The organism is Micromonospora sp. NPDC049004 (assembly GCF_040649315.1).
Lineage (GTDB): Bacteria > Actinomycetota > Actinomycetes > Mycobacteriales > Micromonosporaceae > Micromonospora.
This window is the reverse complement of record NZ_JBEZFG010000002.1, coordinates 138744-152432: the sequence shown is the minus strand read 5'-3', so window position 1 is coordinate 152432 and position 13689 is coordinate 138744. Positions and strand designations below refer to the sequence as shown.

Sequence of the window (13689 nt, the reverse complement as noted above, 5' to 3'; positions counted from 1 at the left end):
CCCCACCCGTCGGCTGTTACCGCACTCGGGTGCGGTTCTTCCCGCCCGGGCGTCCGATATGCCTCCGATCAGCTCACTGGTGCGCCGGCCCTCGCGGCGGGCAGACCGGGGACCTCGACGTCCACCGCGAGCAGCGCGCCGTCCTGCGGGCCCGCCGCGTCCAGCCCCACCCGGGCGGTGCCGATGAAGAGTCGCCGCAGGTCGGGGCCGCCCAGGCAGATGCCGGCCGGCTGCCGGGCCGGCAGTCGGATCTCCGTGTCGAGGGTGCCGTCGGGCCGGTAGCGGCGTACCGCCGAGCCGCCCCACAGCGCGATCCAGAGGTGGCCGGCCGCGTCGAGCGTCATGCCGTCCGGGCCGCCGTCGGCGGAGGACAGCCGCAGGAACGGCTCCCGCCCGTGCAGGGCACCGGTGGCCGGGTCGACGGTGAACCTGTCGATCTCGCCGCGCGGGGTGTCGGCCAGATACATGGTGGTGCCGGCCGCGTCGAACGCCGGCCCGTTCGGGATGGTCAGCCCGGTCACCGCGGGGACCGGCGCGGCGCCCGGGGTGAGGCGGAACAACGTGCCACCGCCGGGCACCATCGCGTACGTCATGCTCCCGGCCCAGAAGCGGCCGTGCGGGTCGGCGACCGCGTCGTTCATCCGGGTCGGCTCGGGCGCGTCGTCCACCAGCTCGGCCACCGGTCGGGGGTCGCCGCTGGCGGGCAGCACCGTGACGCCGGTCCCGGCGGCGGCCAGCCATTCGCCAGGTCGGTCGACCACCGGGGCGACCGCGCCGAGCGGCACGTCGAGGCGGCGCAGCTCCCGCAGCGGGGTCGGAGCGTCGCCGTCGGTCTCCAACAGTCGTCCGGCCAGCAGGTCGACCAGGACCAGCCGGTCGTCGACCCAGCGCAGGCCCTCACCCAACTCCAGCCGGTCGGTGCTCCAGACGGTCGGCTCGGTCAGCTCCATGGTGCTCCTTAACGGGGATCGTCAGCGGACCGTACCGCCGGGGCCGTGGTCGAGCAGCCCCAGCTCGGCCCGGTCGGGCAGGCCCTCCCAGTCGCCCCTGGTGGCGACGGCGAACGCGCCGGTGGTGACCGCCCGGTCCAGCCGGGCCGAGGCGTCCGCGCCGTCCAGCCAACCGGAGAGCAGGCCCGCCACGAAGGCGTCGCCCGCGCCGACGGTGTCCACCACCGGCACCGTCCGGGCCGGCCGGTGGATCGAGCCGGTCGCGCGGTGGCTTGTCGCTCCGTCGCCGCCGTGCTTGACGACGACCTCGCTCACGCCGGCCGACAGTAGCGCCGGGACCGGGTCGGACGCGTCGGTCAGCACCGGCAGTTCGTCGTCGGAGGCGACGACCAGGTCGATCGAGGGCAGCAGCTGTCGCAGCGCCGCCGCGGCCTCACCTGTGGACCAGAGCCGGCTGCGATGGTTGACGTCCAGGCAGACGGTGCTGCCCGCCGCGCGCGCCAGGCGTACGGCCGCCACGACCGCCTGGTACGGCCCGGCGCCCAGCGCGCAGGTGATGCCTGTGACGTGCAGCAGCCGGGGCGGCGGCCCCGGCGCGTCGAAGGCGCGCGTGACGTCGGCCGGGCCCAGCCGGGAGCCGGCCGAGCCGGCGCGGTGGTAGGTGACCCGGTTGATGTCGGCGACCCGGTTCTCGAAGAGGATCAGCCCGGTCGGCGCGGCCGGGTCGACGCGGGACCAGGTCAGGTCGACGCCCTCGGCGCGCAGCGTCCGGCGGACCAGCTCGCCCGGTTCGTCGGCGCCGGTGACACCGATCCAGGCGGCTCGGTGACCGAGCCGGGCCAGCCCGATGGCCACCGTCGACTCACTCCCGGCGACGGAGATCCCGGCGGTGCCGCCCAGCCGCAGCGGGCCGGTGGTGCGAAAGGCCGCCATCGTCTCGCCGAGCGTGAGCAGGTCGGTCATTGCCGTACCGCCGCGAGGAATGCGGCGGCGCGCTCGCACAGCGCCGCCGGGTCACCGCCGCGGACGGCGTCGCCGAGCAGCGGTGAGCCGACGCCCACCGCCACGGCCCCCCGGTCGAGGTAGCGTCGCGCGCCGTCGGCGTCGACCCCACCGACCGGCACGAACGCGGTGCCGGGGAACGGGTCGCGCAGCGCGCCCAGGTAGTCGGGCCCACCGAGGGACGCCGGGAAGAGCTTGACGGCTGTGGCGCCGGCGCTGTCGGCCTGCACGACCTCGGTGGGGGTGAGCGCCCCGGCGAGCACCGGCAGCCCGAGTCGGGCGGCCTCGGTGACGCTCGGTGCCACCGCAGGGGTGACGAGGAAGCCGGCGCCGGCCTCGGCGGCCGCCCGGGCGTCGTCCGCGCTGAGCACGGTGCCCGCGCCCAGGCCGAAGTCGGGCCCGAGGGCGGCCCGGGCACGTCGGATGATGCCGAGCGCGTCGGCGCCGGTCAGCGAGACCTCGACCAGGGCGACGCCGCTCTCGGCCAGGGTGAGCACGGCGGTCAGCGCCGCGGCCGGGTCCGGGCCGCGCACGATGGCCAGCAACCGGTGGGTACGCAGCTCGTCGAGCAGGTTCATCGCGAATGTCCTCGGTGGATGCGGTGGGCGGAGATGGTGAGTCGCCAGGTGACCTCGCCAGCGGGTGGGACGACCGCCGCGTCGGCCGGACCGGCGTCGGCCAGGTCGAAGGCGCTGCCGAGCATCGGCTCGACGCCGATGCTGCGGTAGGGGCAGTCCTGCGGCCAGCCGCCCAGGTTGCGCCAGAGCGCGGTGCTGCGGGGCTGGCCGTCGCACTCCAGCTCCATCCTCAGCCGGTCGTCGCCGTCGATCACCTGGACCCGTGGGCAGTCGAGCAGCACCGCGCCGACGGCCGTGCCGTCGTCCGCGCCGAAGGTGTCCAGCGTCAGCCCGGCGGGGGAGGGCCACGCCCCGGTGAGCCAGGGGGCGTCGGTGGGCCAGGTGCCCGGCGACAGGAGTGCGGCGGCCTCCGGGTGCAGCCGGGTGGGCGTGCCGGCGGGCGCGTCGAGGTAGGCGTCGGGGGAGAGGCCGAGCAGGGCGTGCGCGGCCCACACGAAGCGGTAACCGGGGTCGGCGGTCAGGCGGTAGTCGGCCACCACCACGCCACCGTCGTCGGTGAGCCGCCGGCTCAGCGTGAACGTCGGCCGCTCGATGACCACGGTGTCGGGGCCGACGGTTCGCCACGGGCGGGACCAGACCTCGCCGTGGTCGGGCTCGCCGCGCACGGTGGGCAGGCACTCCTCCAGCCCACCGGCGTCGACGAACGCGTCGCCGGGGCGGACCTCGTGGCGGCCCGGCTCCGGGCCCCGCCACAGCCACTGCCGGTCGCCGCCGCGCAGGCTGGTCCACCGGCCGCCGTGCGCCGCGTCGTACTCCACGCGCAGCGGGACCGACCGGGTCACCATTCCGCGAACGATCCGTCGGCGTGCTGCCAGACCGGGTTGCGCCAGGTGTGCGGGGTCTGCGCGGCCTTGCGGACCGCCGCCTCGTCCACGGTGATGCCCAGGCCGGGCCGGTCGAAGCGGGCGATGTGCCCGTCGACGAACCGGAACGGCTCCCGGTCGACGAGGTAGTCCAGCAGTTCGGAACCCACGTTGTAGTGGATGCCGATGCTCTGTTCCTGGATGAGGAAGTTCGGTGTCGCGAAGGCCACCTGGAGGCTGGCCGCCAGCGAGATCGGGCCGAGCGGACAGTGCGGGGCGAGCAGCGCGCCGTACGTCTCGGCCAGCGCGGCGATCCGGCGGACCTCGGAGATCCCACCGGCGTGCGACAGGTCCGGCTGGACCACGGCGACCCCGGCCTGCAACGGCGTGAGGAACTCGGATCGGCCGTAGAGGCGTTCACCGGTGGCCACCGGGATCGGCGTGCCGGCCACGATGTCGCGCAGGTGGTGGGCCTGGTCGGGCAGGACCGGCTCCTCCACGAACATCGGGCGCAGGGGGGCCAGTTCGGGCAGGACGCGACGTACGGCGGCCATCCCGGCGCGGCCGTGGAAGTCGAGCGCGATGTCCCGGTCCGGGCCGAGCACCTCCCGGGCGGCGGCGACCCGGTTGACGATCGCGTCGACCTCGGCGGAGGTGGGGATGGCCGAGAGCCGCCCGCAGGCGTTCATCTTGACCCCGGTGAGGCCGGCGGCGACCTGCGCGGCGGCGTGGTCGGCGACCTCGTCGGGCTCGTCCCCGCCGATCCAGGAGTAGATCCGCACCTTCTCCCGGACGGGGCCGCCGAGCAGGGCGTGCACCGGAGCGCCGTACGCCTGCCCGGCGATGTCCCACAGTGCCTGGTCGAGGCCGGCGACCGCGCTGGAGAGGATCGGGCCGCCCCGGTAGAAGCCACCCTTGGTGAGCACCTGCCAGTGCTGCTCGATGCGCAGGGGATCCGCACCGATCAGGTATTCGGAGAGCACCTCGACCGCACTGCGCACCACCTCGGCGCGGCCCTCGACGACGGGTTCACCCCAGCCGACGAGCCCGTCGTCGGTCTCCACCCGGCAGAACAACCACCGTGGCGCGACCAGGAACGTCTCGATCCGCTCGATCTTCACTGACTGCCCCTTCGTCCCCGTGCCTTCTCGACGTCGCGGACGGCCTTGTCCAGCAACTCACGCATGGCGGTCTCGGCCGCCGACTCGTCCCGCTCGCGCAGCGCGTCGACCACGGCACGGTGACTCGGCACCGGGTCGTCGTGCGCGGCGCCGCCGTGCACCAGCCGGTCCCGTTCGGCGAGACCCGTCTCCATCACGACCTCCATGCGTTCCAGCAGCTCGTTGTGGGTGGCGGCGAGCAGCGCGCGGTGGAAGGCGAGGTCGGCGGCGACGGCGGCGGCGGGGTCGCCGTCGGCCTCGGCCATCTCGGTCAGCGCCCGGTCGAGGGCTGCCACGTCGTCCTCGGTCGCGCGGCTGGCGGCCAGCCGGGCGGCGGCGGGCTCGATGATGGCGCGTACCTCGTGGAGCTGGTCGAGCAACCGCTGGTCGGCGCCCTCGGCGAACTGCCAGCGGATCACGTCGCCGTCGAGCAGGTTCCAGTCGGCCCGAGGCCGGACGAAGGTGCCGCGCTTCTGTCGGGCGTCGACGATGCCCTTGGCGGAGAGGACCTTCAGCGCCTCGCGCAGCGCCGTCAGGCTGACGTCGAACTCCTCCTGGAGCGCGACGATGTTCAGGGTCGCGCCGGCGGCGATCTCGCCGGTGAGGATGCGACGGGCGATCGCCTCGACGGTCTGTCCGTGGACACCGCGGCGTGCGTACTGTGCCAATGCTCTCCTGGCCTTCTCGCTGGTCGGTATCGATCTCTCAGGCCGAGGCTTTCACCGCGGTCCATCCACCGTCCACCACGAGGCTCGCGCCGGTGACGTAGGCGGCGTCCGGCGAGGCGAGGAAGGCGACGGTCGCGGCCACCTCGTCCGGGGTGCCGAAGCGTTTCGCCACAGTCTCGGCGATGCTGCGCGCACGGTCCTCTTCGGACACGTCGGCCCAGGCGGCGGTGAGGATCGGGCCGGGCAGCACCGTGTTGACCCGCACCTGCGGGCCGTACTCGACGGCGAGCTGGCGGCCGAGCGCGACCAGGCCACCCTTGGCGGCGGCGTACGCGGGCCGGCCGGGCAACCCGACCAGCGCGTGCACCGAGGAGATCAGCACCACCGCGCCCGCGCGTGCCCGCAGGTCGTCCAGGCAGGCGCGGACGCCGAGGAACGAGCCGGTGAGGCTGACGCCGAGCTGGTGGTCCCAGGACTGCCGGCTGGTCTCGTGGGCCGGGGCGACCCGCACGGCGTAGGCGGTGCTGACGAGGATGTCGACCGGGCCGAGGTCGGCCCGCACGGCGGTCACCGCAGCTGCCCAGTCGGCCTCGTCGCTGACATCGCCCACTACGGACAGTGCGCGGTCGCCACGGGCGGCCAGTTCCTCGGCCAGCGGGGTCGGGTCGGCCACGTCGAGCAGTGCGACAGCCGCCCCCTCGCTGGCGAGCCGTCGGGCGATGGCCGCGCCGATCCCACCCATCGCACCGGTGACCAGCGCGTTCTTGCCTTCAAGCCGGCGCATAGGCTGAACCACCTGACCCTCGCCTTGGTCTCGTCTAATCATTAATTACGAAGATATCTTGACAGCCGGCGACGGCCGATGCAACCTTCTGGTCACACACATTCACCTGGCCGACACATCGCGTCGTAACGCTGCGTGTCGTAGAGGAAGGACACCACCGTGAGCGACTTCGACCCCGGTCGCCGGCGATTCCTTGGCCACCTCGGGCTCGCCGGCCTGGGTGCGCTCGGCGCGAGCTCGTTCCTCAGCGCGTGCGCCAGCTCCGCCAGCGGGCCGGCGGCGGGCAACGGCTCGGGCGCGGTCACCATCCAGTCGAACCTCTCCTCGCCGCAGGCCAAGGCGGCGATGGAGAAGCTGATCGCGAACTTCAACGCGCAGGGCAAGGGCACGGCGAGCCTCAACACGATCGCCTCGGAGACCTTCCGGACCCAGCTCCCGACGTACCTCACCTCGGCGAACCCGCCGGACCTCTACACCTGGTACGCCGGTTCGGTAGCCAACGACTACGCGAGCCGCAACCTGCTGCTGGACGTCTCCGACGTCTGGAAGTCACTGGGCGACTACCCGCAGTCGCTGCGTACGCTCTCCACCGACGCCAGCGGCAAGCAGATCTTCGTGCCGATGAACAACTACTGGTGGGGCTTCTTCTACCGCAAGTCCAACTTCGCCAAGTGGGGCGTGCAGGAGCCGAAGACCTGGACCGATTTCCTGGCTCTCTGCGAGACGTTGAAGAGCAAGGGCGTCCCCCCGATCGGCATCGGTCTCGGCGACACCCCGTGGGTCGCCTCGGCCTGGTTCGACTACCTCAACATCCGCATCAACGGGGCCCAGTTCCACCGCGAGCTGCTCGCCGGCAAGCAGCGCTTCGACGACGCGAAGGTCAAGGCGGTCTTCACCCGCTGGCGCGAGGCCCTGCCCTACTTCGACCCCAAGGGCAAGGCGTACCCGTTCCAGGAGGCGACCACAGCCCTGCTGGCCGGCAAGACGGGGATGTTCCTGATCGGCACGTTCTTCGCCGACGCCGCCCCCAAGGACGCCCTCGGCGACCTGGACTTCTTCCGGTTCCCGATCATCGACCCGGCGGTCCCACTGGCCGAGGAGGCGCCGACGGACGGCTTCTTCGCCAGCGCGAAGACCGCCAACCCGACCGGCACCAGGGCCCTGCTCACCTACCTGGCCTCGACCGAGGCGCAGGAGGCCTACGTCAAGGCCAGCTCCGGCATCGTCCTGCCGGCCAACCCGAAGGCCAAGGCGTCCGACTCGCCGCTGGTGGTCAAGGGCAAGGCGATGCTCGACGAGGCCAAGGAGCTGACCCAGTTCTTCAACCGCGACTCCAGCGACGCGCTCCAGCCGACCGCGGACACCGCGCTGACCAAGTTCATCGACAAGCCGGACCAGATCGACGCGATCCTGCGGGAGTGGCAGGCCGGCGCCGAGAAGGTCTTCAAGGGCTGACGTGACAGCAACGATCTCCACGACTTCGGTCACCCCCATCCGGCGGCGGCGGTCGGCGCGACTGTCGCCGCTGCTGGTGGCGTTCGTCCTGGTGCCGTTCCTGGTCGAGAGCATCTGGGTGTTCTGGCCGGCGCTCCAGGGCTTCTGGTTCTCGCTCACCCGCTGGGACGGCATGTCGCCGCCCTCCTTCGTGGGCACCGAAAACTACGTCGAGCTGGCCGGCGACGCCACCTTCCGGGGCGCGCTGGTCAACACGGTGATCTGGCTGGTGCTCTTCGGCGGCCTGTCCGTGCTCGGCGGCTTCGGCATGGCGCTGGTCCTGCAGAAGGAGCGGCGCGGGGTCGGCTTCTACCGGGCCGCGCTGTTCACTCCCGTGGTGTTCTCGCTGGTGGTGACCGCGCTGGTCTGGCGGGTCTTCTACCAGCCCGACGGCATCGCCGACACGCTGCTGCGGGCCGTCGGGCTGGAGAGCCTGATCCGGCCCTGGCTCGCCGACCCGCAAACCGCCCTGTACGCGGTGATCCTGCCCGCCCTGTGGCGGCAGATCGGGTACGTCATGGTGCTGTTCCTGGCCGGGCTCAAGGCCATCGACCCGGCGCTGCACGAGGCGGCCCGGATGGACGGCGCCAACTCCTGGCAGCGGCTGCGGCACGTGACAATTCCCCAGCTCAAGGGGGTCAACGCGGTGGTGCTCTCGGTCATCGTGATCGACTCGCTGCGGTCCTTCGACATCGTCTGGTCGCTCACCAAGGGCGGCCCGTACCACTCGTCGGAGCTGCTGAGCACCTACATGTACTCGACCGCGTTCCAGAGCCTGCGGCTGGGCTACGCCTCCGCGATCGCCGTCGTGATCTTCGTGCTCGCGCTGGCGGTCATCCTCGGCTACCTGGTCCGCGCGTTCCGGGAGGAAGCGTGATGAACAAGCTGCGCACCGGGGCCTTCCACACCGGCATGATCCTGCTGTCGCTGCTCTGGCTCGGGCCGGTGCTCTGGGTCGTGGTGATGTCCACCCGGTCCTTCGACGACATCGCCGCGCACGGGGTGGGCAGTCTGCCCCGGTCGTTCACCCTGGACACCTACCGGCAGGCGTGGACCGACGGCGGCGAGCTGCGGGCCCTGATCAACAGCATGGTGGTCACCGTCCCGTCGGTGCTGTTGAGCCTCGGCCTCGCGGCGATGGCCGCGTTCGCGCTGAGTCGGTTCCGGATCCCCGGCCGGCGGACGATCCTGCTGTTGATGCTCGCCGGCAACCTGCTGCCACCGCAGATCCTGCTGATCCCGGTGGCCAAGTTCAGCGAGCTGACCGGCCTGTACGACACGCTCTGGGCGCTGATCGCGGTGCAGGTCGGCTTCGGGCTCGGCTTCTACACGTTCGTCCTGCACGGGTTCATGCGGGACCTGCCGGGCGAGATCCAGGAGGCGGCCACGATCGACGGTGCCGGCACCGCGCAGATCTTCACGAAGGTGATGCTGCCGCTGACCCGGCCCGCGCTGGCAGCTCTCGGTGCGCTCTCCTTCACCTGGATCTTCAACGACCTGCTCTGGGCGATCACCGTGCTGCGTACCGACGACAACATGCCGGTCACCCCGGCGCTGCTCGGCCTCCAGGGCCAGTTCGTCTCGTCCTGGAACGTCATCGCCGCCGGCACGGTCATCGCGGCCGTCCCCACCGTCGCGGTGTTCCTGCGCTTCCAGCGGCACTTCGTCTCCGGTCTGGCGCTCGGAGCGGTCAAGTGACCGCCGCGACCGGGCAGCGCTGGACGTTGCGCGGCACGCACACCGAGTACACAGTCGCCGTGCCCGCGCACGGCCGTTGGCTGGAGCTTGTCGCGTGGGGGCCGCACGGCGTCTCCGACGGCCCGTCGCCGGTCGCCTACGACGGCCCGGTGCCGTTCCTCACCGCCGGGGACGCCGCAGCCATCGAGTACGCCACCGACGCCGACCGCCCGTTCACGGGCGCCGACCTGGTGGTGGAGACCTCCGCCGGGGCTCGTCGGGTGGCCTTTCGCCACGCCGAAGCGGTGGCCGACGCCGACCAGCGGGAGCTGGCCGTCGGGTTCGCCGACCCGGTCACCGGGCTGCGCGCCACAGTGCACTACCGGGTGCCCTCCGGCACCGACGTGGTGCAGCGGTGGGTCGAGCTGAGCAACGACGGCACCAACCCGCTGCGGGTCGTCCGCGCCGGGTCGGGCGGCTTCTGCGTGCCCACACCGCACGGCGCGCTGCTCAGCCACCAGTGGGGGCAGTGGGCGCAGGAGTTCCAGCTCTCCCACGTCGAGCTGGGCCACGGCACCTTCACCATCGGCAGCTCCCAGGGCGTACCCGGGCATCTGCACGTGCCCTGGCTGGCTGTGCGGGACACCGCCGAGCCGACCGGCCCGGCCTGGGGGATGGCACTGGCCTGGACCGGGTCGTGGGAGATCAGCGCCGAGCGGGACACCGGAGGGCTGACCCGGGTGCGGGCCGGCCGCCAGCTGGTCGACGGCCCGCTGGAGCTGGCCGCCGGCGAGTCGCTGACGCTGCCGGTGGTCACCGGCGCGTACAGCCCGGACGGCCTGGACGGGCTGGCCCGGGTCTGGCACACCCACCAGCGGTTGCTCGCCGCCGACCGGCTCACCCCGCGCCCGGTGCTCTACAACTCGTGGGAGGCCACCTACTTCGCCGTCGAGGCGCAGAGCCAGTTGGCGCTCGCCCGGATCGCCGCCGAGCTGGGCGTGGAGACGTTCGTGGTGGACGACGGCTGGTTCGTCGGGCGCAACGACGACACGGCCGGGCTGGGCGACTGGACGCCCGACCCGGCGAAGTTCCCGGCCGGGTTCGACGCGTTCATCGCCGAGGTCCGGGCGCTCGGGCTGAACTTCGGGCTCTGGGTCGAGCCGGAGTGCGTCAACCCGAAGTCCGCGCTCTACGCCCGGCACCCCGACTGGGTGTACGCCGTCGACGGTCGTCCGCTCACCCCGGTCCGCAACCAGTACCTGCTCGACCTGGGCCGGCCGGAGGTCGCCGAGTTCGTGCACTCCACTGTGGATGGTCTGCTGCGCCGGTACGACATCGACTACCTGAAGTGGGACTTCAACCGTCCGCGTACCGAGCCGGGACGGCCGGGCGGGGTGGGCCCGCTCGACCTGGACGGCGCGCACGTCGCCAACCTGCACCGGATCTACGAGCGGCTGCGCCGGGACCATCCCGGCGTGCTGATCGAGGCGTGCGCTGGTGGCGGCGGGCGGACCGACCTGGCGATGGCCGCCCGGGCCGACGTCTTCTGGCCCAGCGACAACACCGGCCCACTCGACCGGCTGGCCATCCAGTACGGCTTCCTGCACGCCAACGCCCCGCACCTGCTCAGCTCCTGGGTCACCGACGCGCCCGGCCTGTTCGATCCCCGGCCGCGAACTCTGGCGTTCCGGTTCGTGCTGGCGATGGCCGGGGTGCTCGGCATCGGCGCGGACATCCGGGCGTGGACCCCCGCCGAGCGGGTCGAGGCGGCCGGCTGGATCGCCCGGTACAAGGAGATCCGGGACGTCGTCACGACCGGCGAGGTGCACCTGATCGGCGGCCCCGACCAGGCCCGCTGCGCCGTGCAGTACACCGCGCCGGACCAGCGGCGGGTGGTCGTCCTCGCCTGGCACACCGGCCGGCTCGACGGCGCCGGCCTGCTGCCGTCGCGCCCGGTGCGGCTGCCGCTGCGCGGCCTCGATCCGGCGGCCCGCTACTCCGACGGCGAGCGGCACTACTCGGGCAGCCACCTCGGCGCGGTCGGCCTGCCCGTGCAGTGGAGCGCGACCCACGACGCCGACCTCATCGTGCTGACCCGCGACTGAGCTCGGAGCACCACCACCCCCACCCCCGAGGGACAGGAGTACCTCCATGCGCCTGAACCGACAGCTGACCGCGGCCCTGGCCGTGCTCGGCCTGGGCCTGGCCAGCCCCATGCCGGCCATGGCCGGCCCACCGCAGGCCGACCCTTCGCTCGCTACCTCTCCGCTGGCCGGCCCTTCGCAGGCCGGCCGGCCGCAGGCTGGTCACGGTCCCGGTCGCCCCGGCCACACGCCGGCCAGCGCCGGGACCGAGGACCAGGGCGCACCCACGTTCTTCGACAGTGGGCTCGCCCCGACGCCCTACCAGGGCTGGAACACCTACTTCGGCCTCGGTGGCGATCCCACCGAGGCCGAAGTCAGGTCGGTCACCGACCACATGGTCAACAGCGGCCTGCGCGACGCCGGGTACACGTACGTCTGGATCGACGGGAACTGGGCCGCGCCCACCCCGCGCGACGGGGCCGGCAAACTGGTCGCCGACCCGGCCCGCTTCCCGGGCGGGATGGCCGCGCTGGCCGCGTACATCCACAGCAGGGGCATGAAGGCCGGCATCTACACCGACGCCGGGCCGTACCTGCCGGGGGCAGTGTGGGCTTGGCAGCAACGGCCACTACCAGGCCGACGTCGCCCAGTTCGCCGGTTGGGGCTTCGACGCCCTCAAGGCCGACTGGCTCTGTGGCCGGGCCGCCGGTCTCGACCCGGAGGCCACGTTCCGCGAGCTGGCCGACGCGGTACGCCAGTCGCCCCGGCCGATGCTGCTCAACATCTGCAACCCGGTCAGCTCGGACTGGGGCGGCGGCCCCTACACCCCGGAGCAGCTCTCCACCTGGAGCTACACGTACGCGCCGACCATCGCCGACTCCTGGCGGACGTACACCGATGTGGGGCTCACCGACCCGACGCCGCAGTGGGCGTTCCCGTGGGTGCTGCGCAACATGGACGTCAACGCGTACCACCCGGCGGCCACCGGGCCGGGGCACTACAACGACCCGGACTACCTGCTGCCGATGCGCCCGCTGCCCGACGGCGGGTACGAGCTGAGCCTCCAGGAGTCCAAGACGCAGCTCGGCATGTGGGCCATCATGGCCGCGCCGCTGGTGATCGGCTCCGACCCGCGTGGTCTGCCGAGCGAGATGATCTCGGCGTTGACCAACCCGGAGATCGTCGCGGTGGACCAGGACCCGCTGGTCCGACAGGGCGTCAAGGTCGCCGACACCGGCACCGACGCGCAGGTGTGGAGCAAGGTGCTCACCGGGCCCGGCAAGCGGGCGGTCGCGCTGCTCAACCGGCACGACACCGCCCAGAAGATCACGGTGACCTTCGCGGATGTCGCGCTCGGCGGCGCCGTCCGGGTCCGTGACCTGTGGGCCCGCGCCGACGTGGACGCCCAGCCCGGCACCGCTGGCGTCCAGCCGTTCACCGGCTCGTACACCGTCGACGTCCCGGCGCACGGGGTGGCCATGCTCGGCCTCGCCGGCACCGAGCAGGTCGCCGGCGCCAACCTCGGCGGCACCGCCAGCGCCAGCCCCGCGCTGGTGCGGGTGGACGACACGCACGCCACCGCCTTCGTCCGCGACGCGCAGGGCGCGTTGGCCGTCAACACCCGCTCCGGTACGACGTGGGGGACCGCGTGGACGTCGCTCGGCGGCCCGGTCGGTGGCCGGATCCTCGGCCAGCCGGCCGCGTACGCCTCGGCCAACGGTCGGATCGACGTGTTCGTCCGCGGCACGGACAACGCCGCCTGGCAGCGTAGTTACGTCGGCGGCTCCTGGGGGCCGTGGCAGAGCCTCGGCGGCACGCTTACCGACGGGCCGACGGTGGCGTGGACCAGCCCGACACAGTGGACGCTCGTCGTCCGTGGCGCCGACGGCAAGCTGTGGACGCGTACCCCGACCAGCGGCTGGACCGGCGTCGGCGCTCCCGACGACCGGCCGGTCTACGGCCGGCCGAGCGCTGTCGTCGACGACGCGGGCGTGCTGCACGTGGCCGTGCGCAGCCGTACCGACGAGGTGTGGTGGCGCAGCCGGACCGGCGCCACCTGGTCGGCCTGGACCAACCTCGGCGGCACCACCAGCGGCAGCCCGACGCTGCTCGCCACCTCCGGGCGGGTCTATCTGTTCGCGCTGGCCGCCGACAACCGGCTCTGGCAGCGCAACCTGACCGACGGGGCGTGGGGCGGCTGGTTCCGTCGCGGCGAGTTCGCCACCGACGCGTTCCGGGGCGCCCCGGGGGCCGCCGCGGGCGCCAACGGCAGCGCCTGGCTGGCGGTGCGCGGCGGAGACGACCGGGTGCACCAGATCGTCCTCTGAGCTGACGGTGGCGGGGGGCCCCCCCGCCGCCCCCCCCCGCCAGCGGCCCCCGGTAGAGGTTGGCGAGGGTCGACACCACCCCCCGCGGAAGGGTAACACGCC

At 73.0% G+C, this 13689-nt stretch carries 12 protein-coding genes and 2 pseudogenes; 7 read left to right on the top strand and 7 right to left on the bottom strand.

The genetic code is table 11. The annotated features are described in order from the left end of the window. Nucleotides 1-68: 68 nt before the first annotated feature. From AB0B97_RS05420 to AB0B97_RS05390, 7 genes are read right to left on the bottom strand one after another with little or no spacing between them, the layout of a single operon-like run. A complete protein-coding gene (locus tag AB0B97_RS05420) occupies nt 69-950 on the bottom strand; it encodes an SMP-30/gluconolactonase/LRE family protein (RefSeq protein ID WP_357490877.1) in 882 nt (293 codons plus the stop codon). A 21-nt stretch (nt 951-971) separates the two neighbouring features. Further along, on the bottom strand, nt 972-1913 hold the full coding sequence (locus tag AB0B97_RS05415) for a sugar kinase (protein ID WP_357490876.1): 942 nt from the start codon (nt 1911-1913) through the stop codon (nt 972-974). After that, on the bottom strand, nt 1910-2530 hold the full coding sequence (locus tag AB0B97_RS05410; RefSeq protein ID WP_357490875.1) for a bifunctional 4-hydroxy-2-oxoglutarate aldolase/2-dehydro-3-deoxy-phosphogluconate aldolase: 621 nt from the start codon (nt 2528-2530) through the stop codon (nt 1910-1912). The genes AB0B97_RS05415 and AB0B97_RS05410 overlap by 4 nt, the downstream gene beginning before the upstream one ends. Next, nucleotides 2527-3375 (bottom strand): hypothetical protein, encoded by an 849-nt coding sequence (locus tag AB0B97_RS05405; RefSeq protein WP_357490874.1) that lies wholly within the window; start codon nt 3373-3375, stop codon nt 2527-2529. Before AB0B97_RS05405 ends, AB0B97_RS05410 begins: the two co-directional genes overlap by 4 nt. Beyond that, nucleotides 3369-4514 carry a galactonate dehydratase gene (gene dgoD, locus AB0B97_RS05400; protein ID WP_357490873.1) on the bottom strand — a complete coding sequence of 382 codons (1146 nt, stop codon included), beginning with the start codon at nt 4512-4514 and terminating at the stop codon, nt 3369-3371. Before dgoD ends, AB0B97_RS05405 begins: the two co-directional genes overlap by 7 nt. After that, on the bottom strand, nt 4511-5221 hold the full coding sequence (locus tag AB0B97_RS05395; protein ID WP_357490871.1) for an FCD domain-containing protein: 711 nt from the start codon (nt 5219-5221) through the stop codon (nt 4511-4513). The genes dgoD and AB0B97_RS05395 overlap by 4 nt, the downstream gene beginning before the upstream one ends. Nucleotides 5222-5258: 37 nt before the next feature. After that, nucleotides 5259-6005 (bottom strand): SDR family oxidoreductase, encoded by a 747-nt coding sequence (locus AB0B97_RS05390; protein ID WP_357490869.1) that lies wholly within the window; start codon nt 6003-6005, stop codon nt 5259-5261. Nucleotides 6006-6164: 159 nt separating this feature from the next. Between AB0B97_RS05390 and AB0B97_RS05385 the strand changes: the two genes are divergently transcribed. The 7 genes and pseudogenes from AB0B97_RS05385 to AB0B97_RS05355 all read left to right on the top strand — a co-directional run bounded on the left by AB0B97_RS05385 (nt 6165) and on the right by AB0B97_RS05355 (nt 13587). Beyond that, nucleotides 6165-7460, top strand: coding sequence for an extracellular solute-binding protein (locus AB0B97_RS05385; RefSeq protein WP_357490867.1), 1296 nt, complete (start codon nt 6165-6167; stop codon nt 7458-7460). Nucleotide 7461: 1 nt separating this feature from the next. Continuing rightward, nucleotides 7462-8376, top strand: a complete 915-nt coding sequence (locus AB0B97_RS05380; RefSeq protein WP_357490865.1) for a sugar ABC transporter permease — start codon at nt 7462-7464, stop codon at nt 8374-8376. Then, nucleotides 8376-9197, top strand: coding sequence for a carbohydrate ABC transporter permease (locus tag AB0B97_RS05375; protein ID WP_234586631.1), 822 nt, complete (start codon nt 8376-8378; stop codon nt 9195-9197). The genes AB0B97_RS05380 and AB0B97_RS05375 overlap by 1 nt, the downstream gene beginning before the upstream one ends. Further along, complete coding sequence (locus AB0B97_RS05370; RefSeq protein ID WP_357490863.1) at nt 9194-11281, top strand: alpha-galactosidase; 2088 nt, start codon at nt 9194-9196, stop codon at nt 11279-11281. Before AB0B97_RS05375 ends, AB0B97_RS05370 begins: the two co-directional genes overlap by 4 nt. Nucleotides 11282-11327: 46 nt before the next feature. Continuing rightward, nucleotides 11328-11786, top strand: a pseudogene (locus AB0B97_RS05365) (glycoside hydrolase family 27 protein); the annotation flags it as partial. A 121-nt stretch (nt 11787-11907) separates the two neighbouring features. Beyond that, nucleotides 11908-12399: pseudogene (locus tag AB0B97_RS05360) on the top strand (glycoside hydrolase family 27 protein); the annotation flags it as partial. Between the two features lie 12 nt (nt 12400-12411). After that, nucleotides 12412-13587 carry a hypothetical protein gene (locus AB0B97_RS05355; protein WP_357492032.1) on the top strand — a complete coding sequence of 392 codons (1176 nt, stop codon included), beginning with the start codon at nt 12412-12414 and terminating at the stop codon, nt 13585-13587. Nucleotides 13588-13689: the final 102 nt, after the last annotated feature.

Excerpts from the sequence above, each read along its gene's own strand:
- AB0B97_RS05405 (WP_357490874.1), bottom strand. The coding sequence starts at position 3,375 with ATGGTGACCCGGTCGGTCCCGCTGCGCGTGGAGTACGACGCGGCGCAC.
- AB0B97_RS05390 (WP_357490869.1), bottom strand. The coding sequence starts at position 6,005 with ATGCGCCGGCTTGAAGGCAAGAACGCGCTGGTCACCGGTGCGATGGGT.
- AB0B97_RS05410 (WP_357490875.1), bottom strand. The coding sequence starts at position 2,530 with ATGAACCTGCTCGACGAGCTGCGTACCCACCGGTTGCTGGCCATCGTG.
- AB0B97_RS05415 (WP_357490876.1), bottom strand. The coding sequence starts at position 1,913 with ATGACCGACCTGCTCACGCTCGGCGAGACGATGGCGGCCTTTCGCACC.
- AB0B97_RS05420 (WP_357490877.1), bottom strand. The coding sequence starts at position 950 with ATGGAGCTGACCGAGCCGACCGTCTGGAGCACCGACCGGCTGGAGTTG.
- AB0B97_RS05355 (WP_357492032.1), top strand. The coding sequence starts at position 12,412 with ATGATCTCGGCGTTGACCAACCCGGAGATCGTCGCGGTGGACCAGGAC.
- AB0B97_RS05375 (WP_234586631.1), top strand. The coding sequence starts at position 8,376 with ATGAACAAGCTGCGCACCGGGGCCTTCCACACCGGCATGATCCTGCTG.